The sequence below is a fragment of the Dubosiella muris genome, from assembly GCF_004793885.1.
Lineage (GTDB): Bacteria > Bacillota_I > Bacilli_A > Erysipelotrichales > Erysipelotrichaceae > Dubosiella > Dubosiella muris.
In genome coordinates this window covers 83,890-108,763 of sequence record NZ_SRYG01000002.1, presented here as the reverse complement: position 1 = coordinate 108,763, position 24,874 = coordinate 83,890, and the positions used below count along the sequence as shown (strand labels likewise).

The window sequence follows — 24,874 nt, the reverse complement described above, 5'->3', positions numbered from 1 at the left end:
TGGCGCAAAAGAAAAAAGAGGGAAAATCCCTCTTCTCTTTCCAGTAAAGATTAAATAGCGCTTTGCTTTTTCAATGTTCTCAAGGCACGAGCACTTACGCGAACTTTTTTCGGTTTGCCGTCTACCATGATTGTCGCCTTCTGAAGGTTAACATTCCATTTACGACGAGTCGCGTGCATAGAGTGAGAACGTTTGTTTCCAGATAAAGGACCTCTACCAGATACTGCACATCTTCTTGACATCTTGCTGTCCCCCTTTACTTCCATTTGCACAATTGCTTAGATATAATAGCATTCTGCCTACTGTTTTTCAAGTGTTTATTCATCAGTTTTACTTTATTTTTCACAAATTGTGCTATAATCGGGAATGAAATGTGAGGTTTAAGAATTATGAATGTGTCATCAGCACTTTATATGATTTCGGGCTGCCTCGTGACGCTCGGACTCATGCTCGGACTTATGCCGGCACTCATCGACTACCTGCATCGAATCAAATTCGGGCAGACGGAGCGCGGGGAAGGGCTGGAGTCCCATAAAAAGAAAAACGGGACGCCAACGATGGGCGGACTCGCGTTTATTCTCGTTCCGACGCTCGTCTTTCTTCTTCTTTCCTTGTGCACGCCGTTCAAACTGTTGGACATGAACACGGGAATCATTTTGCTGGCGTACGTCGGGTACGGGTTGATTGGTTTTATTGACGACTATATCATTGTGGTCAAGAAGGACAATGAGGGCTTGAAGCCCGCGGTGAAATTCGCGATGCAGTCCGTTTTGGCTGTCGTGTTTTTCCTGTTGTACCGCTCGACCGCCTCGACTGGCGTCTGGATCCCGATTTTGGATCAAACGATCGACTTAGGCGTGTGGTACTTTTTCTTGGTATTCATCATGTTCACCGCGGAAACGAACGCGGTCAATTTCACCGATGGCGTGGACGGGCTTTGCGCCGGGCAAATGGTCATCGCCCTCGTTCCGTTTTTGGCGTTCGCCTTTTTTCAGCAGCAAGCCAATGTCGGCTTTTTGATCGGGCTCGTGATTTGCGCCTTGCTTGGCTACCTGGTGTTCAACTTGCATCCGGCCAAAATTTTTATGGGCGACACCGGCAGTCTGGCTTTGGGCGGCTTGATCGCGGCCGTGGCCATGGTGCTGAAGCAGGAAATCCTGCTCATTCTCATCGGCGCGGTGTTCGTGGCGGAAGTTTTGAGCGTGATCATTCAAGTCACCCATTACAAACGGACGAAAAAACGGATCTTCCGGATGGCGCCGCTGCACCATCATTACGAAAAGGGCGGCTGGCCGGAAGAAAAAGTCGTTCGCAATTTTTGGATCGCGGGCATCGTCTGCGCGTTGCTCGGTTTATGGTTAGGAGTGATGTAAAATGGAAAAAGCATTGGTCATTGGCGCGGCCCGCAGCGGAAAAGCGGCCGCGAAGCTTTTGCGAAAAGCAGGATACGACGTCGTGTTGACGGACATGAAAGCTATCGACCGGCAAGGACTGGAAGGCATTCAAGTATTCGACGAAGGGCATCCGGATTCTTTAAAAGACGACGAATACGCCTTGATCGTGAAAAACCCGGGCATTCCTTACACGGCGCCGTTCGTGCGTTATTTCGTGGAGCGGGGAAATCCGATCTATACGGAAATTGAAACGGCGTATCGTCTGGCGCCAGGCTTTCGATATGGCGCGATCACAGGAACGGATGGCAAGACGACCGTGACGACGCTGCTGTTCGAAATGCTGAAAAAGAAGGACCAGGCCGCGCAGGTGGCCGGAAATATCGGCGTGCCGCTCAGCGAAATCGTTTTGGAACACGGTCACGAAAATCTGGATGTGGCGCTGGAGCTGTCGAATTTTCAGTTGCTGGGTACCGAACGCTTTCATCCTGTCGTGTCCACGGTGACAAATTTGGCGCCGGATCATTTGGATTACATGGATTCCCTGGCGTCGTATTATCGCTCGAAGATGAAGATTTACGCCAACTGCCAGTCGGACGACTGGTTCATCCGCAATGTGGACGATCCGGAAATCATGCGTTACGCTTGCGACATTCCTTGCACGGTGATCGACTTTTCCTTGACGCGAACCGACGTGGACTTGTATAAAGCCAACGGGGCGGCCTGGCTTGGCGACTTGAAGCTGTTCGACGTGGCGGATCTTAAAATCGTGGGCGACTTCAACTGCGGCAACGCGATGATGGCGGCCTGCATGGCGTACAAGCTAGGCGTGTCTATCGCCGACATTCAAGAAGTCATTCGCTCGTTTCATGGCGTGGAGCATCGAATCGAGTTCGTGCGTGAATGGAACGGGGTGCGCATTTACAACGACACGAAGGCGACCAACACCCACGCGGCGTGCGCGGCGCTTTCGGCGTTCGATCAAAACGTGATTTTGCTTTGCGGAGGCAAAGACAAGCACATCTCGTTTGAGGATTTGAAGCAATACGACGACAAAGTAAAGCACTGTTTTTCGTTTGGGGAAACGAAAGCGCGTTTTCAGGATGTTTTTTCGCGACAAACAAGTGTCGAGACGATGGAGGAGGCGTTTGGCCAGGCTATCCAAATCGCCGAGCCGGGCGATGTGATTTTACTGTCGCCAGCCTGCTCGTCGTTTGACCAGTTTAAAAACTATGAGGTGCGAGGGGAGATATTTAAGGGGATCGTTCAGGCGTTTGGAAAGGATTGATCGAGACGATGCGTATCTTTTTTGACTTTCTCCAGGCCATCGTTCTGGGACTGGTCCAGGGAATTACGGAGTGGCTGCCGATTAGCGCGAAAGCCCATCTGCTTTTGCTGCAAAGTAGCTGGCCGCTCCATCCCGAATCGTTTTATGTGTTTTTTAAAGTGATTTTGCAAATTGGCTCGATCGCGGCGGTGCTGTACGTGTTTTGCCAGACTCTCAATCCGTGGTCGAAAACAAAGCGGCGGGCGGAACGGCTCAATACGTGGCGGCTGTGGGGCAACGTGTTGTGCGGCTCGCTGCCGGTTTGTGCCGGCTGGTTTTTGTGCCGCTCGCTTATCGAAACGTACTTGAACGCTTATTTTGTTTTCGCAATCACGCTGATCGCGTACGGGATCATTTTCGTGCTCATTTCGTTTCACGAGCCAAAGGTGACGATCGAGCGGCTGGATGGCATCGACTCCAAGACCGCGCTGTCGATTGGGCTGTTTCAATGCCTGGCGCTTGTACCGGGGACTTCGCGCAGCGGTGCGTCGATTTTGGGCGGTATGTATTTAGGCTGCTCCCGAGCCGTCGCGAGCCGGTTTTCCTTTTTGATCGCGGTGCCGGTCATGGTGCTGGCAGGACTGGCGGACGGGTTCGCCTATTTTCACAACGGAAACACGCTTTCGTTTTTGCAAGGTATTTTGCTGACGCTTGGCGTGGTGGTGACGTTTGTGGTGAGCGTGGTCACGATCAAATGGTTTTTGCGCTGGATCCAAAACCATACGTTTCAAGGTTTTGGATGGTATCGGATCTTTTTGGGCATCGCGATTTTAATGGTATTTTATTTGTAGGACTCCTTGGCAGGCCAAGGGTCTTTTTTTTCGACACGAAAAAAACCAGCCATCAAGCCGGCTGGATTTGTTTTTTTAAAGACCGGTACCGATTCCTGCTCGTTTCCGGAAGCCGTTTGGATTCGATCGCCTTTTGGAACGCTTTTTGCGTCGTGAACGCGTCAAACCGTCCTTGCACGAGCCAGGGCTCGATGGATTCCGGGGCGCGAAGAAGCAATTCGCAAAGCAGCCACGCCAGACCCATCTGCGTGTAATACGAGCAGACGTAGGGATGACGCAGCAATTCGAAAATCACGGGCAAATCGTCGCTTTGTTTGTAGTGGGATAGCAGCGTCGTGTACACGAAGCGTTGTTTCCAGGGATCTCCGCTTTCCATCCAGGCGTTTAAAAAGGGAACGAGATCGGCTTTGTGTTTGCGCATCCACGTTTGGCGGGCGCATACAAGATCGTTGGACGCCCAGTTGTCGTTATGGGCGAGCCACGTTTCCAAATAGGCGAGCCGGTCGTTGAACGCAAGCGGGACGTAGGCGACGAGCATGCCGTAAATCACGGTTTTCTCATAGTCGGATGGCGAAAGGGTGTCCAATGCCTGTTTGCCGTACTGTTTCGCCAAGTCGCGCGCGATCCGCTCAAGCGCGGGAGTCCGGACGCCGCGCAGCGCGACGCCGGGAACGAGCCGGCTGTGAAACGTCTTGTAGTTTGGATCGGCGGCTTGCGATAAAAGGGTGTCGAGGTCGATCATACGGTAAATCCGATTTTCTTGTACACCTTTCGAATTTTCTTGTTGGCGATGGCGGCCGCTTTTTGCGCGCCGGCTTTGAGAACCTCGTCGGCTTTTCCGCTGTCCAAAATATCGCGGTAGCGGGCTTGCAGGTCGGTTAGAAAATCAAACACGGTTTGGCCGATTTCCTTTTTGAGATCGCCGTACCCTTTGCCTTCGTAGCGTTGAACGATGGATTCGACCGGCTCACCGGATAAAACGGATTGGATCGTCAGCAAGTTGGCCAATCCAGGCTGGTTTTCCGGATCGAAGCGAATAACGCCGAGCGAATCGGTTTTGGCGGACATGATTTTTTTCCGGGCCGCAGCCGGATCGTCGAGCAGGTCGATCGTTCCTTTCGGATCGGTGGCCGATTTCGACATTTTCTTTTCCGGATCCTGCAACGAGTAGATTTTTTGTCCCACCGTGCTTGTGAGCGGCTGCGGGATGGTAAACGTGTCGGAATAGCGATGATTGAACCGTTCCGCCAAATTGCGCGTAAGCTCGACGTGTTGCTTCTGATCGACGCCGACAGGAACAAAGTCCGCGTCGTAAAGCAGGATGTCGGCGGCCATAAGCGGCGGATAGGTGAACAGGCCGGCGGTGACGCCGCTTTCGCCTTTGGCGGTTTTGTCTTTGTACTGGGTCATTCGCTGAAGCTCGCCCATGTAGGCCATGCAAGTCATGACCCAGCCAAGCTGGGCGTGGGCCGGCACGTCGCTTTGCAAAAAGATCGTGACTTTTTCCGGGTCCAGACCGCTGGCCAAATACAAGGCGATCAGATCTTTCGTGTTTTTGCGCAGATCCTTGGCCTCGATGGGCACGGTGATGGCGTGCTCGTTGGCGATGAAGATAAACATCTCGTATTCTTCCTGATATTTTTTAAACTGGCTGATCGCGCCGATGTAGTTGCCTAGATGCAGGCGACCGGTCGGTTTGATTCCGCTTAACATTCGTTTCATGTATGATTCCTCCTAGCGCTGGTCTTATTCTATCACAGCGAGCAATCATCTTTCGAAGAATAAATATTTATTTTTCTTGGATACTTTACTTTCCGTTAAATACAATGATACAATTCAAATGGGTTAGCGGGAGGATTTATGCTAATACTTTACTCATCCTCGGGCTGCGCGAGCTGCCGCAAGGCGAAGCAGTGGCTGCGGGATAATCACATTGAATTTATCGAAAAAAACATTTACACCACTTTGATGAAAGAAGATGAAATCAAATACTTGCTTTCCCGCTGTGAAAACGGGACGCAGGATATCATCTCCCTTCGTTCGAAAGTGTATCGTTCCTTGAAGAAGGATTTTAACGAGCTGTCGACCAATGAATTGATCCGCCTCATTCAAAATAACCCGTCAATCTTAAAGCGGCCGATCATTTTATCGAAAAACAACATGGTCGTCGGGTTTGACGACGAGGAGATCACGTCGTTCACTCCGCATCATATCCGGCTGCGGCTGGAAGATCGTTGTCCGGTTTCCTGCGCGAATTTGGATATTTGCCGGGACGTTCGAAAGAACGAATCAAAGGAATCGCTTGTACTCGACATTACATAAAGCATCGAAAGATGCTTTTTTTTTAATTTTTGTGGTATCAAATCACATAATGTGTTATACTCCTTATGATGTAAACGGTTACAAAATTTGAGGGAGGAAATGTAATGGAAAAAAAGTATGTCTACCTTTTTAACGAAGGCGATGCGAACATGCGCAATCTCCTTGGCGGAAAAGGAGCGAACCTGGCGGAAATGAGCAAATTGGGAATGCCGGTTCCAAACGGGTTCACGATCACGACGGAAGCCTGCAACAAGTATTATGAAGACGACGAAGTAATCAACGATGAAATCAAGGCGCAGATCATGGAATATCTGGCGAAACTGGAAGAGGAAACCGGAAAGAAGTTCGGGGACGCGGAAAACCCGCTGCTCGTATCGGTTCGTTCCGGTGCCCGGGCGAGCATGCCGGGGATGATGGACACGATCTTGAACTTGGGAATCAACGACGTCGTGGCGGAAACGATCGCGGAAAAAAGTGGAAATCCGCGGTTCGCGTACGATTCGTACCGCCGCTTCATCCAGATGTTCGCGGACGTCGTCAAAGGCCTTTCGAAAAAGCGCTTTGAGGAAATCATCGACGAGTTGAAAGCGGAACGCGGCATCAAGGACGATTTGGAGCTGACCGCCGACGATATGAAGACGCTGGTGGAGCGTTTTAAGGAATTTTACCGCACGGGACTTGGAGAAGACTTCCCGACGGATCCAAAACAGCAGATGATGGAAGCCATCGAGGCCGTGTTCCGTTCCTGGAACAACGACCGGGCGATTTACTATCGCCGCATGAACGACATCCCGGGCGACTGGGGAACGGCTGTCAACGTGCAGATGATGGTTTTTGGAAACATGGGCGAGGATTGCGGAACGGGTGTCGCTTTCACCCGCAACCCGGCGACTGGCGAAAACAAGCTGTATGGCGAGTTTTTGATGAACGCGCAAGGCGAGGACGTCGTGGCGGGTGTACGGACACCGAAGAAAATCGACCAGCTGAAGGAAGTGTCGCCGACAGCATACGACCAGTTTGTCGATATTTGCTCGAAACTTGAAAATCACTACAAAAACATGCAGGACATGGAATTTACGATCGAAAACGGAAAATTGTTCATGCTCCAGACCCGTAATGGAAAACGGACCGCGCAAGCTGCTTTGAAAATCGCCTGCGACATGGTGGACGAAGGGCTGATCAACACGGACGAAGCGCTGATGATGGTGGAGCCGCAGCAGCTGGATTCGCTGCTTCATCCAATGTTCGACGCAGACGCCCTGGCGGCGGCCGAGGCGGTGACTTCCGCGCTTCCTGCTTCGCCAGGCGCCGGATCCGGTCAAATCGTTTTCTCGGCGGAAGAAGCGAAAGAGGAAGCGGAAAAAGGAAAGAAAGTCATTCTTGTCCGTCTGGAAACCTCGCCGGAAGACATTGAAGGCATGGCGGTTTCCCAAGGTATTTTAACGGTGCGCGGCGGCATGACGAGTCACGCGGCCGTGGTGGCGCGCGGCATGGGCGCTTGCTGTGTATCGGGCGCGGGCGACATTGAAATGCACGACGACGAAGGCTATTTCGTGATTGGCGATAAAAAATTCAACCGCGGCGACTGGATTTCGATCGACGGTTCGACCGGAAACGTGTATGGCGAGGCGATCAAGACTGTGCCGGCTACGATTTCGGGCGACTTCGAACGATTCATGAAGTGGGCGGACGACCGTCGTCGTCTGAAGATCCGCACGAACGCGGATACGCCACGCGACGCGGCGCAGGCGGTTGCGTTTGGCGCCGAGGGCATCGGTCTTGTGCGTACCGAGCACATGTTCTTCGAAGGCGACAAGATCAAGGCAATCCGAGAAATGATCGTGGCGAAAACCGACGATCAAATGAAGGCGGCGCTTGACAAACTAGAGCCGATGCAGCAAAAAGACTTCGAAGGCATTTACGAGGCGATGGAAGGACGTCCGGTGACGATTCGCTACCTGGATCCACCTCTGCACGAGTTCGTGCCAACCAACCCGGATGACATCAAAGAGCTCGCTCGCGAAATGAACATTGGCGAAGACGAGTTGAATCAGGTTATTTCGAACTTGCACGAAGTCAATCCGATGATGGGCCACCGTGGTTCCCGTCTGGCGGTTTCCAACCCGGGTATCGCGAAAATGCAGACGGCGGCGGTCATCAAAGCGGCGCTCAACGTCAACAAGGCGCATCCGGAATGGAACATCGTGCCGGAAATCATGCTGCCGTTGATTGGTGATTTAGCTGAATTAAAATACGTGAAGAAAATCGTGACGACAACGGCGGACGAGATTATCAAGGAAGCCGGTTCGGATATGAAATACCACGTTGGTACGATGATCGAAGTACCGCGCGCGGCGCTTTTGGCGGACGAGATCGCCAAGGAAGCGGAATTCTTCTCCTTTGGAACGAACGACTTGACGCAGTTGACGTTCGGCTTCTCGCGTGACGATGCCGGCAAGTTCCTGCCTCAGTACTATTCGGCGAAAATTTATGAAAACGATCCGTTTGCCCGTCTGGATCAAAACGGCGTCGGCAAGCTCGTGGAAATGGCAGCCAACCTTGGTCGTCAAACGCGTCCGGATATCAAACTGGGCGTTTGCGGCGAACATGGCGGCGACCCGGCTTCGATTCACTTTGTCGACAAAATGGGCTTGAACTATGTTTCGTGCTCGCCTTACCGGGTTCCAATCGCCCGTCTGGCCGCGGCGCAGGCGACGATCGAAAACGAGAAATAACATTCACTTGAATGGGAAAAGCATATCCAATGGTGGTATGCTTTTTTTATCAAACACGAAAAACAGGAGAAATCAATGAAAAAGAAAGTCTATATCGTTCGTCATGGACAAACGCTTTTTAATAAAAAAACAAGATCCAAGGGTGGTGCGACTCGCCTTTGACGCCGCTTGGCCACGCCCAGGCACGCGCCACGAAAGCTTATTTTGAAAAGCGGGGAATCCAGTTTGACAAAGCGTGCTGCTCGACGCTGCACCGCACGGAGGAAACACTCAAAGACATCACGTCGATGCCGTATTCGCGCAACGAGGATTTGAAAGAGTTCCACTACGGGGATTTGGAAGGGGAAAGCACAGATCTTGGCTGCAAGAAAGGCGACGACTTGAACACGTTTTATGTGGCGCATGGCGGCGAGTCGCCAAAAGAGGTGGAAGACCGGGTTGAGAGGGCGATCCGGCATCTCGTGGAGGAAGACGACGCCCAAAGCATTTTGATCGTCGCGCACGGTTCCAATTCGTTTCGATTCGCGAACCGGGTCGAACCCAAACGGGCGCGGAAAATGCGAAAGTTCGCCAACTGCGTCATCTATGAATACGAATACGAAGACGGGACGTTTCATTTGCTCGATGTGATTGACGAGCATGTGAAAGACATCAAAGATCCGATAGAAAAAAAATCCCGATGATCTAGTCGATCGTCGGGAACAAAGTCGAAGGAACGCGAGCCGAATGCCAGCTCTTGGAGATGACGTTCGAATCCGGATCTTCATACGCTTCCTCGAAATATTCAAAAAACTCGCCGGGAGAAACGATGCCGTGACTGACAGGGATGTCAAGCCCGATCTGGTTCAGCATCGCGGAATCAAAGTTGGAACAGTTGTTGCCAAGCAGCGAATACCACGCCCAGCGGGTTTTTGTGTACTTGCGAAAGAGGGCGCACGTTCGGTACCAAAGCCGGTTCGCGTACACGTGCTCGAAATCTTGGAAGTCGACCGGTCCATGCGCCCATTCCGCTTTTTGCAAGGCGCAATGCCATGGCTTCGACTGCGCCAGAATGCTGTCTTTCATCGCTTCGAACGCCTCTTTTTGTTTCCCGGTCAGCCGGATCCCGTATTCAAAAAGCGGACACTGCTCGACGATGCAGCAGTTGTTGGCGTAAATTTCGTCGTTGACGGAAAAAAACACGCCGGGACCAATCGTTTTCAAAAGCTTCATCGCCGGCACGTCGTAGTTGCCATACGAATACATGATCGAATCTCTTGAAAACGTCATATGGCCGTACAGCTTGGTTCCGTACGTTCCGGTATGGATCCATACGCGCAAATCGGGTTGCTCGTCAGTTTTTCTCGCGTCAAAATGCGTCGCTTTGTTTTCCATGCGCCGCGTGACAAGAAAGCCAATCACAAAGCTTGGCAAAACGCCGACGATCCACGCCGGCAGGCACATCCACGGGCGCAGGGCGGCATAGCGAACGTTGTAAGGATGGCGAAAAAAATACAGTTCCAGCACGAGCTGGAGCGCTTGCAGCCAAAGATACAAGCCGAACAAGTTCTGGATGTACGCCAGACCGAACGCGCCCGAGGCGGATAGCGCCGCGTACAACAGTCCAAGCGCAGTTTCCGCTTTCCAGTCCTGGACGCGCTCTTTTCCATCCAAAAACGCCTGGATGAGAAAAACGATGGCGATGATCGCGTAATAGACGCAAAACAACACTTGCAAAATCGAGTCGTCGTGGTTCCAGCCTACGAGCACCCAGACAAAAAAGAGCAGGCAAAGCAATCCGCCTACGCCGTCGAGGCTTCGCTTTTTACGAACCGCGTCCACAAGAAAGAAAAATCCGGACAACGCGCCCAGCCAGCCCATCGTTCGAATCAACAAGAAAGCCGACGATTGAGGCGCAAGGATAGCTATCAGGCCAAGAACGCCAAACAAGGCGGCCGTCAGCCATTGTACTTTTTGAATTGTTTTCATAAACGTATTGAAGCACAGTTGTGGAAAAAAATCCTTTCGCATGATCAAGCTTGTTTTCATACAGGCGGACGAAAAAAAAGGAAGCGGAAAAAGAAAACGCTTTTCGCTTCCGGATGCTAGATGGACTTCGCCATCCAGATGTGAGGGACGCCTTCGTCCTCGTCTTCGACGCCAAGCGACGAGAATCCGAATTTCTCATACATGGCCTGGAGCCGTTTTTGGGCGTGAAGCTGAATTTGGCTTCCGCCCTCCTTTTTAATGGCGCGCTCGGTCTGGCGGATCAGCGCTTTGGCAAGGCCCTGGCCGCGGTGCGACTTCACGATCGCCAAACGCCCGATGGCGAACGTGTTCTGGTCGATCCGGTAATACCGCGTCGTCCCGACAGGGACGCGGTCGACAAACGCCACAAGGTGTCTGGAACGCTCGTCCAACGCGTCAAACTCGTCCCGAAATCCTTGCTCCTTGATGAACACTTCGGTGCGAATCGCGATGGACTCGGCGCGCAGACGCGCGTCGTGGCGGAAAACCACTTCGTTGTCCATGGTTTATTCCTCGGTGATTTGGATCGTCTCGATAACGGGCTGCTCGTCTTTGGCGATCGTGCCGTTGTTGTCGAGCGGCTTGGCGTCGCTAGCGATCTTGTCCACGACGTCCATGCCTTTTACAACGTGGCCAAACGCGGCGTAGTCACCATCCAAAAACGGATCGTCGGCGTCGCAAATGAAAAACTGGCTGCTGGCGCTGTTGGGATCGCTGGAGCGGGCCATCGAGATCGTGCCGCGCTCGTGGGCGAGTTTGTTGTCGACGCCGTTAGACTGGAACTCGCCTTGAATCGTTTTCTCGGAGCCTCCGGTTCCGTCGCCGTTGGGATCGCCGCCCTGGATCATGAACCCTTTCATAATGCGATGGAACGTCAAGTTGTCGTAAAAGCCGTCGTTGGCCAGCTCAATGAAATTTTGGCACGTCAACGGCGCCTCTTTCGGGTCAAGCGCCACCTGGATCGTTCCGTAGTCTTTGACGACGATGTCGGCCAAATACGTTTTGGACGTGTCGATGGTCGCCGTTTCGGTTTGCGTGTTTTGGCGGTGCCAAAAGAAATAGCCCGCGATCAAAACGACGACGACCGCCGCGATGATTCCGACAATCGGTTTTTGCTGTTTTGTTTTCATAGTATCATCCTTTCGTTGGAATTATAGCACAATAAATTACACGGATTGTTTTCTTTTTGATGATTTCTAAGCGGTTTCCAATTATAATAAAAGCAGATGGAGGAATAAGAAATTATGGCTTTTAGAAAGGATTTTTTATGGGGTGGCGCTGTGGCCGCTCACCAGCTTGAAGGAGGCTGGCAGGAAGGCGGAAAGGGAATCTCGGTCGCGGACGTCATGACCGCCGGGACCCGGGATGTGCCTCGCCGCGTGACGGATGGCGTTTTGGAAGGAGAAAACTATCCAAACCACGAGGCGATCGACTTTTACCACCACTACAAAGGCGACATCGAATTGTTTGGCGAGATGGGATTCAAGGCGTTCCGGACTTCGATCGCCTGGACGCGGATCTTCCCGAACGGAGACGAGGAAGAACCAAACGAGGAAGGCTTGAAATACTACGACGACATGTTCGACGAGTGCCGCAAGCACGGCATCGAACCGGTCATCACGCTTTCCCACTTTGAAATGCCTTGGGGCATCGTGAAGAAATACAACGGATTCGCGGACAAGCGCGTCATCGACTTGTTTGTCAAATTCGCCCGCGTATGCTTCGAGCGCTACAAAGGCAAAGTCAAATACTGGATGACGTTCAACGAAATCAACAACCAGACTTCGTGGAACAGCGCCCATCACTTGATTCAGGACAGCGGCATCCTTGTCAAGGAAGGCGACAATATGGAACAGCTCATGTACCAGGCCGCCATCAACGAGCTGGTCGCCAGCGCCAGAGCGGTGAAAGCCGCCCATGAAATCGACCCGGACATGATGGTTGGCTGTATGATCGCGTTCTGTCCGATCTATCCATATTCGTGCAAACCGGCCGATATCATGAAAACGTACAACGCGATGAACACGCGCTATTGGTTTGGCGACGTGCACTGCACCGGCGTCGTGCCGACAATGATCCGCAAGTTGTGGGAGCGCGACGGCATCCAGATCGACTTGAGCGAAGAGGAGCAAAAAGACTTGCTCGAAGGTACGGTGGACTATGTTGGCTTCTCGTACTACATGTCTTTCGCGACCAAAGACCAAAAAGAGGATCCGGCTTACGATTATCACGAGTGGGAGGATCTTGTCGCGAACGACCATGTGGCGGCCAGCGAATGGGGATGGCAAATTGATCCAACCGGTTTGCGCTACGCCCTCAACTGGCAATGGGACCGCTGGCATAAGCCAATGATGATCGTGGAAAACGGATTTGGCGCGGTCGACGTGGTCGAGGAAGACGGTTCCATCAACGACGACTACCGAATCGACTATTTGCGCAACCATATCGCGGCTATGAAGGAAGCGGTCGACTACGAAGGCGTGGATTTGCTCGGCTACACGATGTGGGCGCCAATCGACATCGTTTCCGCCTCGACTGGCGAAATGAAGAAACGGTACGGCTTCATTTATGTCGACAAGGACAACGACGGCAACGGAACGCTGGAGCGCAGCCGCAAAAAATCGTTTGGCTGGTACAAACACGTCATTGAAACGAACGGGGAAGAACTGTAGGAAAAACAAAAAGTCCGGGCGACCGGACTTTTTCGAATAGAAAGGAACGATATGATCAAAATACGATCCGGGCTGGCGTATCCTGACGCCGTTTGTGAACTTTTCGAAGAGTACACGCAAATGCTCGTCGCCAACGATCCGGCGTTCCAGGCTTATCTGGATGTGCAAAACTACGAGGCGGAACGAGCGCATCTGGAAGAAAAATACGGCGCGCCTGACGGGGCGTTATTGCTTGCGACCGTCGATGGGGACGTGGCGGGCTGTGTCGCCTTGCGGCGTCTGGACGCGAAGCGCTGCGAAATGAAACGCCTGTATGTGCGGCCGGCTTTCCAAAAGCGGCATCTTGGCCGCCGGCTTGTCGAGGAAATCGTGTCGCAGGCGAAAACCATGGGCTACGAGTCGATGTGGCTGGATACGCTGCCGTTTTTACAAGGCGCGCTCCACCTGTATGAGCGTTGCGGATTCGAGCCGGCCTCGCGCTACAACGACAGTCCGATGGACACCTCCATTTTTTTGCGGATGGATTTAAAAAAGGAAAACAAAGGAGAAACGAACATGAAAGTCGAAACGAAATTAAAGGAAATGGGGATCGAGCTTCCAGAGATGGCGGCGCCCAAAGGAAGCTACATTCCGGTGAGTCGAACGGGAAACCTGCTGTTTTTAAGCGGACAGCTGCCAACCCAAAACAACGCGCTCATTTACGAGGGGCATGTCGGCAGCGACGTGACGCTCGAGCAGGCGCAGGAAGCCGCCCGCCTTTGCATGATCAACGCGCTGGCCGCCATCAAGGCGACAATCGGCGATTTGGATCAAATCAAAAAAATCGTCAAGGTCCAAAGCTTTGTGAACAGCGCGCCGGGCTTCGTGTCGCAGCACGTGGTGACCAATGGCGCGAGCGACTTTTTAGGCGAGGCCCTTGGCGAAAAAGGGAAGCACGCCCGCACGGCGGTGGCGGTGCCGGAACTGCCGCTTGGCTCGCCGATCGAAATCGAGATGATCGTCGAAGTCGAGTAAAATGAAAGACGCGCTCGCTTCGCTGGAAGAGGCTAGACGTTATTTTGGCGACCGACAAAATCGACGACGAGTTCATCGAATGGCTGTATCAAAGGCCGGTCGATACGCCGATTCACTCGCTTCCCGAGCAAACGACCCTTCAACGCGCGGTTAAGTGTTTTCTTATCCAAGGTGGAAAAATCGGAAGCGCTCTTGGCGTCTTGTGTTAACCCGCTTTGGAATACGTTCGCCAATCAAAAGTCCGCAAAAAAGCGGGCTTTTTTTGCGGATTGGAAAACAAAATTTATTATAATAAAACACAGGAAGTGATAATATGATGACAAAACCACAAGACTCTAAAGCGATCCAGTATTTGGGATGGGCCGCGACCTTTATGTCGGTCGTGATGTACGTGTCGTATATCGCCCAGATCCAGGACAATTTAGCCGGCCATAAAGGCACGTTTATCCAGCCTTTGGCGGCGTGCTTGAACTGCGTGCTTTGGACTTTGTACGGCCTCTTCAGCAAGCCGAAAAACTGGCCGATCGTGGCCGCCAACGTACCCGGCATCGTGCTTGGTTTTTTGGCGACCATCACAGCGTTGTAAACGATAAACCTATAGTTGATTTTTTCAAGGCGGACTTGTCGAAGCCCTCACTCGACAGCGGTTTTCTTTCTTTTTACAATAAAGTAAAGGAGAAAGACCATGGAAATTGGAGAAATCATCCGGGAAAACCGGAAAAAGAAAGGAATCACGCAGGAACAGCTCGGTCTGGCGCTGCATGTGAGCGCCCAGGCCGTCAACAAGTGGGAAAACGGCAAAAGTTTTCCGGACATTACCTTGCTGCCCGGTCTGGCCCGGCAGCTTGGCGTCGATATGAACGATCTTTTCGGTTTTCACGATTCGCTGTCCGAATCGGACATGGACACGTGGCTTGAACAGCTTCAGACGCTCCTTCAACGGGACGGCGTCAAGGCGGCATATGACAAGGCGAGGGAACTGTTTCGGCAATATCCCGACAGTGTGGAAATGATGGCATGCGTCGCGTTCCTCATGGAAAACGGCTTGCGTCTGGCGGCAGACGATTTCAACGGCCGGCAGGAAATCGAGAATCAAATTTTGGCTTGGTATGAAAAAAGCGCCCAAAGCAAAAATCAGGCTGTCGCCCACACCTCGGCGATGCAAGTCGCTCGCAAAAAGCTGGAGCGAGGCGAATGGAAAGAGGCGGAGCGGTGGATCCATACGCTGCCGGCTGTGACTGTCGACCGATCCGAACTGGAAATCGCCTCCCTTCAAAAACAAGGGAAAACGAGAGAGGCATGCGCCGCGCTTTCGGAAAAAGCGCTGAACGACGCGTTGCATCTTGTCGCGCATTGGATGGGACTGGCCGACGCGCTTGAGCGGGACAAAAAAACGAACCGGGCCATCCGCGTGTTGCAAGTCGTGGACTCCCTTGTCCAGACGCTCGGATTGTACCCGGCGTTCAGCGACCACGCGCGGCTTCGGATGGCGCTGATGGAAAAAGACAAAAAGAGCAGCCTTTTTTGGATCGAAACGATTTTACACGCCCCGGACACCCGGTACGAGCTCGCTTTGGATCCGCTTTTCGAGGACGTTCGAAACAGGCCGGATCCTGCTTTGTTGAACCGGCGAAACAAAATCGGGCTGACTCAAAAAATGGAAACAGATCCGGCGTACGCCTTTTTGCGTGACGATCCCGTGTGGAAAGAAAAAATAAAAAAAGCCAAACGTTAAAAGTAATGTAAAAAAGAGAAAGCGGGGTTCTTTCTCTTTTTTAATGCAAGTCGCTTTGATTTTTGGTGGCGTACGAGGCCAAATAATCCGCCTTGACTTTTCTAACCGCCGCGCCATACGGCAAATTGTCGTTTTGAAGCTTGGCGCAGCTCTCCAGCATTTCGTCGTCGCTTACGCTGGCGACCGGCCGGTAATGTTCCGGATTGATTTCCACGAGTTTGAAACGCCCCAGGTCGTGCAGCTCGTCCGGAAACACGTAGGCGGCGCTTTGCGTCGAAAAAAAGTACACAAATTGTTTTTCCTTGTAGCCCAGCTCCAAAACCGTACCCGGCGGATATTGATAAAAAATCCGGCTCGGGTCGATTGGATAGCGCTTCTTCGGCTTTGGCTTGGCTGCCGGCGCCGGAGCGGTTTCCGGCTTTAAATAGCCACGAATCGCGTCGATGTCCTTTTTAGGTAAAATCGCGTACAAGGCGAGGTCCTGCACCGCCAAAAACGCGTAAGACGCCAAGTCCATCCACCACGTTTGAGGCGGAATCGAAACCGGGCACGAAAGCGATCCCCGGCTATGTTCCCGCAGCAGGCGGACTTTCGCCTTGTTGTTGTGAAGCGACTCCACAAAACCGATCCGGCCGTCTTTCAAAAAGACGACGTCGCTTTCCTTGATCGGCACCGGCAAGCCAAACGAATGATACGAGCAATACATGTGGCGGCTTTTTTGACAGGCGATTCGCCGTTCGATGGCGCCCTCCCAGCGAGGATCCAGCCGTCCCCACGGATAAAAGACGTTTTCAGCGGGCACATACACGCTTGGCACAAACAAGAAGCACGAGCTTTTGATTTCGCTCTGGCCGGTTTCCCGCAAATTGTACATGAGCTTTTCATCGTAGGCGTAGCGCTGATGCGAAGTCGTCATCGGGTACCCCCAAAACCCGTTTTCGCCCTTTTTCATCACCAAATACGGCCGGACATCGTGCCCGGGCTTAATGCGCAGACGGTCTTGCGCCGACACCGGCATTTGACAATACAAAATATCGCGTACCGAGCAGTTGGCAAAGTCGTCGACGATGGCCGGCTGCTCGTCTTCCAATCCATCCGGATCAATGGAAATTTCCGGCGCGGGTGTCCACCGCTCTAAAAAATGAATGAGTTTTTGAATCCATGTTCCCATAGTCAGCCCCTTTCTCCTGATATATATAATATTATAGATGTTTCAAATAAATGTCTATGACAAGGCGAATAAAAGATATAAAAAAAGCCCGGTTTCCCGGACTAAGACTCCATATTGGAGTATCCCATTAAAAACTGGTCGATTTCCTTGGCGCATTCCAGTCCTTCATGAATCGCCCACACAACCAGGGACTGGCCCCGACGGGCGTCGCCGGCCGCGAACAGCTTGTCATCCGCCTGACAGCGGTAGCGCCACGGCAGCGTCTTGATCGTGTTGCGCGGCGTCGTTTCCAGTCCGGCCGCCTCCTTGAGCGAATCCTCGATTCCGACAAATCCGGCTGCCACCAGCAAAAGATCGCAAGGAAGGATCGCTTCCGTGCCTTCGATCTTTTCCGGGCCATGGCTTGTCATGCCCACCTGGCACGTGTGAACGGCTTTGATCACGCCCTCGTCCGTATCCAGCGATTCAATCGTCGTCTGGTAGACGCGCGGGTCGCCACCGCACACCTCGATCGCCTCGATCTGGCCGTAGTCGGTCTTTTTGACCTTGGGCCATTCCGGCCACGGATTGGACTCCAGCCGGGTTACCGGTGGCTCCGGCATCATTTCCAGCTGCGTGATTTTCGTGCACCCAAGCCGGATCGCCGTGGCGCAGCAGTCGTTGCCCGTGTCTCCGCCGCCGACAATCACGACATGGCATTCACGCAAGTCGGGCAGGGGAGCGCCGGCTTGCAGGCGCCGCGTCGTGGCGGAAAGAAAGTCCACCGCGTACGCGACACCATGAATATCGTCCTCGAAGCCGGCCACCGGCCGCGGCTTTTTCGCGCCCGCGCACACCGCGATGGCGTCGTAGCGCTCTTTTAGCTGGTCGAACGACACGTCGCGCCCGACGCTTGTATTCATCTCAAACGTCACACCTTCTTCTTTCATGAGTTCGACGCGCCGCTGGATGACACGCTTATCCAGCTTCATGTTCGGAATGCCATACATGAGCAATCCGCCCGCTTCTTCCTCGCGCTCCAGCACACAAACGAGATGGCCGCGCTGATTGAGGGCGTTGGCCAAAGCCAGACCGCTCGGACCGGCTCCGATGACGGCGACGCGTTTGCCCGAGCGAACCGCGGGCTTGCGCGGCTTCATCAGTCCTTGCTCGAACGCGGACTCGATGATGAATTTCTCGTTGTCGTGCACGCACACCGGTTCGCCATCCAAGCCATTGATGCACGCCTTTTCGCACAGCGCCGGACAAACCCGGCCGGTAAATTCCGGAAAGGGATTGGTCTTGAGCAGGCGGTTGAGCGCGTACGCGATATTGCCCTGGTAAATCTCGTCGTTCCATTCCGGAATCAAGTTGTGCAAAGGACAGCCCGTCACCATGCCTTTGAGCTCGATGGCCGATTGGCAAAACGGAACGCCGCAGTTCATGCAGCGGGCCGCCTGTTCCTTTCGGGTGGTTTCGCTTTGCGTTTCGTACAGCTCCTCAAAGTCTTTGATGCGCGCCTGTACGGGACGATGCGGATTTTCCGCGCGTCCATATTGTAAAAAACCAGTCGATTTTCCCATAGTGCCTCCTTATGCGTGAATTGAAGCGAACGCTTTCAGCTCGGCTTCGTCGTGTGTGAACCCAAAATCTTCCAAACGCTTGATTTCGGCTTTGATCGCCTTGAAATCCCGCGGAATGATTTTCTTGAAATGAACGAGCGCCTCGTCAAAGTGCGCAAGCAGCGCGCCAGCCTTCGCGGATCCGGTCGCCTTTACATGCGAGCGCAGCAGGCGGGCGATCGTTTCGATATCTTGTTTGTGCTCGACCGTTTCCAGCTCGACCAGCTCGTCGTTGAGCCGCTCGTACAAGTCGTGCTCCTCGTCGTAAATGTACGCGACACCGCCCGACATGCCGGCCGCCACGTTTTTCCCCGTCCGGCCAAGAATGAGGGCGATCCCGCCCGTCATGTATTCGAGCGCGTGGTCGCCACAGCCTTCCACGACTGCGATCGCGCCCGAGTTGCGCACGCAAAACCGCTCGCCGGCTTTGCCGTTGATGAACGCCGCGCCGCTGGTCGCGCCATACAGCGCCACGTTGCCGATAATGACATTGTCTTCCGCCTTGAACGCCGCGTCTTCCTCGACAGCGACGATTAGCTTGCCGCCCGACAAGCCTTTGCCAACGTAGTCGTTCGCCTCGCCCCGCAAATCAAACGTGATGCCTTTGGGAAGAAAGGCGCCAAACGACTGGCCGCCCACGCCGCGCAGCCGCAAGACGAACGTGTCGTCTTCCAGCGTGTTTTGGTATTGACGGGTGACTTGCGCGCCAAACTGGGTGCCAAACGCGCGATCGAGCGAGCGAATCGCGAACGACGCCTCGTGCGGCTTCGCCTTCTTCTTCATAAATGGAGCGAAAGCAGGCAGCACTTGCGTCTGGTCGATTGTCGATTCCAGCTCGAAATCGTAAGGATCCTTGGTCGCGTCAGCCAGCGGCAGGGGATCGCCAAGCATTTGCTCGAGCCGTTCGATATGGTGGTCGCGACGATCCGTTGGCCGGATTCGCAAGCATTCGCTGTGGCCGACCATTTCGTCCACCGTTCGAAAACCGAGCGCCGCCATGATTTCCCGCAGCTCCTGCGCCACGTATTCCATAAAGTGGATGACATATTCCGGCTTTCCCTTGAACCGCTTGCGCAGCGTCGTGTTTTGCGTCGCGATGCCAAATGGACACGTATCCAAATTGCACACGCGCATCATCCGGCATCCCATCGTGACAAGCGGCGCGCTCGCGAAACCAAATTCCTCGGCTCCCAGCAAGGCGGCGACCGCCACGTCGCGCCCGGTCATCAGCTTGCCATCCGTTTCCACGAAAACGCGGTTTCGTAAATGGTTTTCGACCAGCGCGCGATGGGTTTCGATGACGCCAAGCTCCCAAGGAAGCCCCGCGTGGTGGATCGAGCTTTGCGGAGCCGCCCCCGTTCCGCCGTCGTGGCCGGAAACGAGAATGACCTGGGCGCCCGCTTTCGCCACGCCGCAGGCGATCGTGCCCACACCCGCTTCCGAAACGAGTTTCACGGAAATGCGCGCGTCGTCATTGGCGCATTTCAAATCATAAATGAGCTGCGCCAAGTCCTCGATCGAGTAAATGTCGTGGTGCGGCGGCGGAGAAATCAAGGTGACACCTGGCGTGGAGCAGCGCGTTTTCGCGATCCACGGATACACCTTGTTGCCTGGCAAATGGCCGCCTTCGCCCGGCTTGGCGCCTTGCGCCATTTTGATTTGGATTTCCTTAGCCGAGACGAGGTATTCGCTCGTCACGCCAAATCGCCCGGAAGCGACTTGCTTGATGGCGCTGTTGCGCAAGGTGCCAAAGCGTTGCGGCTCTTCGCCGCCCTCGCCGGAGTTGGACTTGCCGCCAATCGTGTTCATCGCGATCGCCATGCACTCGTGGGCTTCTTGCGAAATCGAGCCATACGACATCGCGCCCGTTTTGAAGCGGCGGACGATGGAGGCGACGCTTTCGACTTCGTCGATTGCGACCGGCTCGCGGCTCGACTGGAATTCCATGCACGAGCGCAGCGTGTGCGGGTGGTGCTCGGCGTGCAGCCGTTCGCTGTATTGCTTGAACACGTCATAGTCGCCTTCCTGGCACGCTTTTTGCAGCAGGACGATCGTTTTCGGGTCGTACAAATGGTCTTCCTTGTCTTTGCCGCTACGTAGCTTGTGGAAGCCGATCGAATCCAGCGACGTGTCCACGCCAAGACGCAAAGGATCGAACGCTTTGTCGTGGTGGACGAGCACGTCGTGTTCGATTTCGGCCAGCGTGATGCCGCCAATGCGCGACACTGTGTTCGTGAAATACGTGTCGATGACGTCCTGGTGGATGCCGATGGCTTCAAAGATTTGCGCACCCTGGTACGACTGGAGCGTGGAAATGCCCATTTTAGACGCGATTTTGACGATACCGCCTAAAATCGCCTCGTTGTAGTCGGCGATGGCGCGGCTTGGCTCTTTGTCCAAAATGTCGAGGCTGATCATTTCCTGGATGCACTCATGCGCCAAATAAGGATGGATGGCGCTGGCCCCATAGCCAAGCAGGCACGCGAAGTCGTGCACGCGTTTGGGTTCGCCGCTTTCCACAATGAGCGAGACGGCGGTTTTTTTCTTCGTCCGGATCAAGTGCTGCTCCAGCGCCGAGACAGCGAGCAGACAAGGAATGGCGACATGGCTTTCGTCGACGCCGCGATCGGACAAGATCAAGATGTTGGCGCCGTTGCGATACGCCCGATCCGCTTCGACAAACAAATGGTCGATGGCGTCTTTGAGCGGCATGCCCCGGTAAAACAACGTCGATAAAATGTGCGGATGGAACCCGTCCCGGTCGAGATTTTTGATTTTATCCATGTCTTGCGCGTCCAAAATCGGATGCTCGATTTCCAAAACGCGGCAGTTTTTGCCGGTGTCGTGAAGCAGGTTGCCATCCGAGCCAATGTACACGGTCGTGTCGGTGACGACTTGTTCGCGCAGCGAGTCGATGGGCGGATTCGTAACCTGGGCAAAGAGCTGCTTGAAATATTGAAACAGCGGCGGATTGCGTTTGGAAAACGGCGCGATCGGAATGTCCGTTCCCATGCTGGCGATCGGCTCCTTGTGCGTTTTGGCCATTGGCAAGATTTGTTCTTTCATGTCCTCGTACGTGTAGCCGAAAAACTTGTACAACGCGTCGCGCTGCGCCTGGGTGTGCAGACGCGTCTTTTTGTCGGGCGCGCGCAAATCTTTCAAATGGACTAAATACTGGTGGAGCCATTCGCCGTACGGATGCTCGCTGGCGTAGCGTGCTTTGAGATCCTCGTCTTGGATCAGGCCTTCGCCTTTGGTGTCGATCACCAGCATGCGGCCAGGCTCGAGCCGCGATTTTTCAACGATTTGATCGGCTGGCAAATCCAGAACGCCCGTTTCGGAAGAGAGGACAAGCAATCCGTCTTTCGTGATGCAGTAGCGGGCCGGCCGCAGTCCGTTGCGGTCAAGCTGGGCGCCGACAATATCGCCATCCGAGAACACGATGGCGGCCGGGCCGTCCCATGGTTCCATCATCGTGGCAAAGTAGTGGTAGAAGTCGGTTTTCGCCTGGCTCATTTTCGTGTGCTTGAAAGGCTCCGGAATCGTGATCATGAGCGCTTTGACCAGGTCCATGCCGTTCATCATGAAAAACTCCAGCGTGTTGTCCAGCCGCGCGGAATCCGAGCCTGTCACGTCCATGACGGGTAAAACTTCCTGATAGGCGGACTCGATGAGAGCCGAATGCATGCTTTCCTCGCGGGCCAGCATGCGGTTTTCGTTGCCCTGGATCGTGTTGATTTCGCCGTTGTGGGCGATGAGGCGGTTAGGATGGGCGCGCTGCCACGATGGCGTGGTGTTGGTCGAGAAGCGCGAGTGGACGATCGCGATCGCGCTTTGATAGCGCTCGTCTTGCAAGTCAAAGTAAAACTGGCGCAGCTGGTCGACTAAAAACATTCCTTTGTAAACAATCGTGCGCGACGAAAGCGAGGCGACGTACGTGTCTTTGGCGCACTTTTCAAACTCGCGCCGAATCAAGTAGAGCAGGCGGTCGAAATCCAGTCCGGGCTGGACGCTTTCGGGCCGTTTGACAAAGCCTTGCACGATGGCGGGCATGCAGTCGAGCGCCGCCTGTCCGAGAATGGACGGATCGCACGGCACGTCGCGCCAGCCGATCCATTCGGCCCCCTTTTTGGCGACGATCGTTTCGAACAGCTTCATCGCCTGGTTTCGCTTGAGGCTGTCTTGCGGAAAAAAGAACATCCCCACGCCATAGTCGCCGGCTTGTCCGAGCGCGAAAGGCAGCGTTGAGAAGAAGGAATCCGAAATTTGCAGCAGGATGCCGACGCCGTCGCCGACGGTGCCGCAGGCGTCCTTGCCGGCCCGGTGCTCGAGCTTTTCGACGATTTGCAGCGCCTGGTCGACGACCTGGTGGCTTTTTTGCCCGTTGATTTGGACGACGGCTCCAATTCCGCAGGCGTCGTGTTCGTTCATGGTAAATCGCATAGTGTTCCTCCTTTGTTTATACGCCGCTGTCCCCGTAGTTGGACAAGTAGCGGGCGGATGGATCGCTGACTTGGCAGCCTTCCCATGTCTGGTTTGGCAGCCAGAAGTCCTTGACCATCCGGCTTTGGCCCGGATAGTGCTTTTCGAACAGCTCCCGGTACAACAGCGCCTCTTTCGTGTATGGCGTGGCGTGGGTGTAGCGCTTCGCTTTTTGCTCGAACGCCTCGTCGGTATACAAAGCGTTGGCGTAGCGCTTGATGGTGTCGGTCATCGAATGGCCGACCGCGTCCGAAAACGCCGCTTTTTCCCGCATCAGGATCGAATAGGGAAGCAGGTTGTCGGCCGCGAACGCGTGGCGCAGCAAGTATTTGCCTTTGCCGTACGTGTTCAGCTTGCGGGCCGGGTCGATGTGCATGACGTAGTCGACAAATTTCAAGTCGCCAAACGGAACGCGCGCCTCCATCGAGTGCGAGGCGATGCAGCGGTCGGCCCGCAGCACGTCGTACATGTAGATTTCGCGCATCCGTTTTTCGGCTTCGGCCTGGAACGCTTCGGCGCTTGGCGCGAAGTCCGTGTATTTGTAGCCGAACATCTCGTCGGAAATCTCGCCAGTCAGCAAAACGCGCACATCGCTTGTTTGGCGTATGGCTTTGCACAACAAATACATGCCGACGCTGGCGCGGATCGTGGTGATGTCGTAGGTGCCCAAAGCGGCGACGATTTCGTCGAGGCTGTCGAGTACGTCGTGGTCGTCGATGACGATTTCGTGGTGGTCGCTGCCGATGTAGTCGGCGACTTCCCTGGCGTATTTCAAGTCGATGGCATCCGCGCTCATGCCAATGGCGTATGTGCGAATCGGCTTGTCGCTTTCGCGCTGGGCGATGGCGCACACGAGCGAGGAGTCCAGCCCGCCCGAAAGCAGGTAGCCGACCGGGGCGTCGGCATCGAGGCGCTTTTTGACGCCTTCGATGAGCAAGTCGTGAATGGACGTGGCGATTTGCTCCATGTCGTCGTCATGGTACGAGCGAATGTCGCTGACGTCGGCGTACTTCACGAAGTGGTGTCCGATGCAGTAGTAGCCCGGCGGGAAGGGGAGCACGGGATCGACGAGGCCGACGAGGTTTTTCGCTTCCGAGGCGAAATAGAGGAAGCCTTCTTTGTCGTAGCCGTAAAAGAGCGGCCGGATGCCGATTGGATCCCTGGCGGCGACAAGCTGCTTGGATCGGGCGTCGTACAAGACGCAGGCGAACTCGGCGTCGAGTCGTTTAAACATCTCGCATCCATATTCCTCGTAAAGCGGCAGCAGGATTTCGCAATCCGAATCGGATTGGAACGTGTAGCCTTTGGCTTCGAGTTCTTCTTTGATCGGGCGGAATCCGTAAATTTCGCCGTTGCATACGACCATGGAACCGTTCGGGGCGTGAAAAGGCTGCATGCCTTCGTCGTGCAGGCCCATGATAGCGAGGCGCTGAAAGCCAAGCCAGCCCGATTCAAACGGTTCGATGCGCTGGTCGTCGGGACCGCGAGTCGTTGTTTTTTCCAGCGCTTTGGCAATGCGGCTTTCGCCAAGTTTGTAGTTTGTGGTTCCAAATATCGTACACATACGTTTACCTCCTGAAAAGTACACCGACAGTTTCCTGTCGGTGGTTGACTTGCATTTTGTTT

At 54.1% G+C, this 24,874-nt stretch carries 21 protein-coding genes; 11 read left to right on the top strand and 10 right to left on the bottom strand.

Going from position 1 to position 24,874, the window contains the following annotated elements; all coding sequences use genetic code 11:
* Positions 1–50: 50 nt before the first annotated feature.
* Positions 51–242, bottom strand: coding sequence for a 50S ribosomal protein L28 (gene rpmB, locus E5336_RS01400; RefSeq protein ID WP_135979307.1), 192 nt, complete (start codon positions 240–242; stop codon positions 51–53).
* Positions 243–389: 147 nt separating this feature from the next.
* On the opposite strand from rpmB, the gene mraY reads away from it, so the two are divergent.
* From mraY to E5336_RS01385, 3 genes are read left to right on the top strand one after another with little or no spacing between them, the layout of a single operon-like run.
* Positions 390–1,373, top strand: a complete 984-nt coding sequence (gene mraY / locus E5336_RS01395) for a phospho-N-acetylmuramoyl-pentapeptide-transferase (RefSeq protein ID WP_135979306.1) — start codon at positions 390–392, stop codon at positions 1,371–1,373.
* Position 1,374: 1 nt separating this feature from the next.
* On the top strand, positions 1,375–2,679 hold the full coding sequence (gene murD, locus E5336_RS01390) for a UDP-N-acetylmuramoyl-L-alanine--D-glutamate ligase (RefSeq protein ID WP_135979305.1): 1,305 nt from the start codon (positions 1,375–1,377) through the stop codon (positions 2,677–2,679).
* A gap of 8 nt (positions 2,680–2,687) precedes the next feature.
* Positions 2,688–3,509, top strand: coding sequence for an undecaprenyl-diphosphate phosphatase (locus tag E5336_RS01385; RefSeq protein ID WP_135979304.1), 822 nt, complete (start codon positions 2,688–2,690; stop codon positions 3,507–3,509).
* A 52-nt stretch (positions 3,510–3,561) separates the two neighbouring features.
* Here the strand turns inward: E5336_RS01385 and E5336_RS01380 are convergent, their stop codons facing one another.
* Together E5336_RS01380 and trpS are read right to left on the bottom strand one after the other, a co-directional pair.
* On the bottom strand, positions 3,562–4,251 hold the full coding sequence (locus tag E5336_RS01380) for a DNA alkylation repair protein (RefSeq protein WP_135979303.1): 690 nt from the start codon (positions 4,249–4,251) through the stop codon (positions 3,562–3,564).
* On the bottom strand, positions 4,248–5,231 hold the full coding sequence (gene trpS / locus E5336_RS01375) for a tryptophan--tRNA ligase (RefSeq protein WP_135979302.1): 984 nt from the start codon (positions 5,229–5,231) through the stop codon (positions 4,248–4,250). The genes E5336_RS01380 and trpS overlap by 4 nt, the downstream gene beginning before the upstream one ends.
* A 138-nt stretch (positions 5,232–5,369) precedes the next feature.
* On the opposite strand from trpS, the gene E5336_RS01370 reads away from it, so the two are divergent.
* The 3 genes from E5336_RS01370 (at position 5,370) to E5336_RS01360 (ending at position 9,249) form a co-directional block, all read left to right on the top strand.
* On the top strand, positions 5,370–5,831 hold the full coding sequence (locus tag E5336_RS01370; RefSeq protein WP_135979301.1) for a Spx/MgsR family RNA polymerase-binding regulatory protein: 462 nt from the start codon (positions 5,370–5,372) through the stop codon (positions 5,829–5,831).
* A gap of 104 nt (positions 5,832–5,935) precedes the next feature.
* Positions 5,936–8,566, top strand: coding sequence for a pyruvate, phosphate dikinase (gene ppdK / locus E5336_RS01365; RefSeq protein ID WP_135979300.1), 2,631 nt, complete (start codon positions 5,936–5,938; stop codon positions 8,564–8,566).
* 134 nt (positions 8,567–8,700) lie between these two features.
* Positions 8,701–9,249 (top strand): histidine phosphatase family protein, encoded by a 549-nt coding sequence (locus E5336_RS01360; protein WP_135979299.1) that lies wholly within the window; start codon positions 8,701–8,703, stop codon positions 9,247–9,249.
* Between the two features lies 1 nt (position 9,250).
* On the opposite strand, the gene E5336_RS01355 is transcribed toward E5336_RS01360, so the two are convergent.
* The 3 genes from E5336_RS01355 to E5336_RS01345 form a co-directional block, all read right to left on the bottom strand.
* Positions 9,251–10,534, bottom strand: coding sequence for a DUF308 domain-containing protein (locus E5336_RS01355; protein WP_135979298.1), 1,284 nt, complete (start codon positions 10,532–10,534; stop codon positions 9,251–9,253).
* 116 nt (positions 10,535–10,650) lie between these two features.
* Entirely contained in the window at positions 10,651–11,076 is a 426-nt protein-coding gene (locus E5336_RS01350) for a GNAT family N-acetyltransferase (protein ID WP_135979297.1), read from the bottom strand.
* 3 nt (positions 11,077–11,079) lie between these two features.
* Positions 11,080–11,703 (bottom strand): peptidylprolyl isomerase, encoded by a 624-nt coding sequence (locus E5336_RS01345; RefSeq protein ID WP_135979296.1) that lies wholly within the window; start codon positions 11,701–11,703, stop codon positions 11,080–11,082.
* Positions 11,704–11,817: 114 nt separating this feature from the next.
* Between E5336_RS01345 and E5336_RS01340 the strand changes: the two genes are divergently transcribed.
* The 5 genes from E5336_RS01340 (at position 11,818) to E5336_RS01320 (ending at position 15,994) form a co-directional block, all read left to right on the top strand.
* Positions 11,818–13,245, top strand: a complete 1,428-nt coding sequence (locus E5336_RS01340; RefSeq protein ID WP_168353501.1) for a 6-phospho-beta-glucosidase — start codon at positions 11,818–11,820, stop codon at positions 13,243–13,245.
* A gap of 51 nt (positions 13,246–13,296) precedes the next feature.
* Positions 13,297–14,259, top strand: a complete 963-nt coding sequence (locus E5336_RS12525) for an Atu1372/SO_1960 family protein (RefSeq protein ID WP_277820728.1) — start codon at positions 13,297–13,299, stop codon at positions 14,257–14,259.
* Between the two features lie 44 nt (positions 14,260–14,303).
* Positions 14,304–14,468 carry a hypothetical protein gene (locus E5336_RS12330; protein ID WP_168353500.1) on the top strand — a complete coding sequence of 55 codons (165 nt, stop codon included), beginning with the start codon at positions 14,304–14,306 and terminating at the stop codon, positions 14,466–14,468.
* Positions 14,469–14,572: 104 nt separating this feature from the next.
* A complete protein-coding gene (locus E5336_RS01325) occupies positions 14,573–14,845 on the top strand; it encodes a SemiSWEET family transporter (RefSeq protein WP_277820727.1) in 273 nt (90 codons plus the stop codon).
* Positions 14,846–14,944: 99 nt separating this feature from the next.
* Positions 14,945–15,994, top strand: coding sequence for a helix-turn-helix domain-containing protein (locus E5336_RS01320; RefSeq protein ID WP_135979294.1), 1,050 nt, complete (start codon positions 14,945–14,947; stop codon positions 15,992–15,994).
* Between the two features lie 40 nt (positions 15,995–16,034).
* Here E5336_RS01320 and E5336_RS01315 read toward each other — a convergent pair whose 3' ends face one another.
* The 4 genes from E5336_RS01315 to asnB all read right to left on the bottom strand — a co-directional run bounded on the left by E5336_RS01315 (position 16,035) and on the right by asnB (position 24,812).
* Positions 16,035–17,165, bottom strand: a complete 1,131-nt coding sequence (locus E5336_RS01315) for a hypothetical protein (RefSeq protein WP_135979293.1) — start codon at positions 17,163–17,165, stop codon at positions 16,035–16,037.
* A gap of 101 nt (positions 17,166–17,266) precedes the next feature.
* Complete coding sequence (locus tag E5336_RS01310) at positions 17,267–18,727, bottom strand: glutamate synthase subunit beta (protein ID WP_135979292.1); 1,461 nt, start codon at positions 18,725–18,727, stop codon at positions 17,267–17,269.
* A gap of 9 nt (positions 18,728–18,736) precedes the next feature.
* Positions 18,737–23,209: a glutamate synthase large subunit gene (gene gltB / locus E5336_RS01305; protein WP_135979291.1), complete on the bottom strand. Its 4,473-nt coding sequence runs from the start codon at positions 23,207–23,209 to the stop codon at positions 18,737–18,739.
* A gap of 16 nt (positions 23,210–23,225) precedes the next feature.
* Positions 23,226–24,812, bottom strand: coding sequence for an asparagine synthase B (asnB, locus tag E5336_RS01300; RefSeq protein ID WP_135979290.1), 1,587 nt, complete (start codon positions 24,810–24,812; stop codon positions 23,226–23,228).
* Positions 24,813–24,874 lie beyond the last annotated feature (62 nt).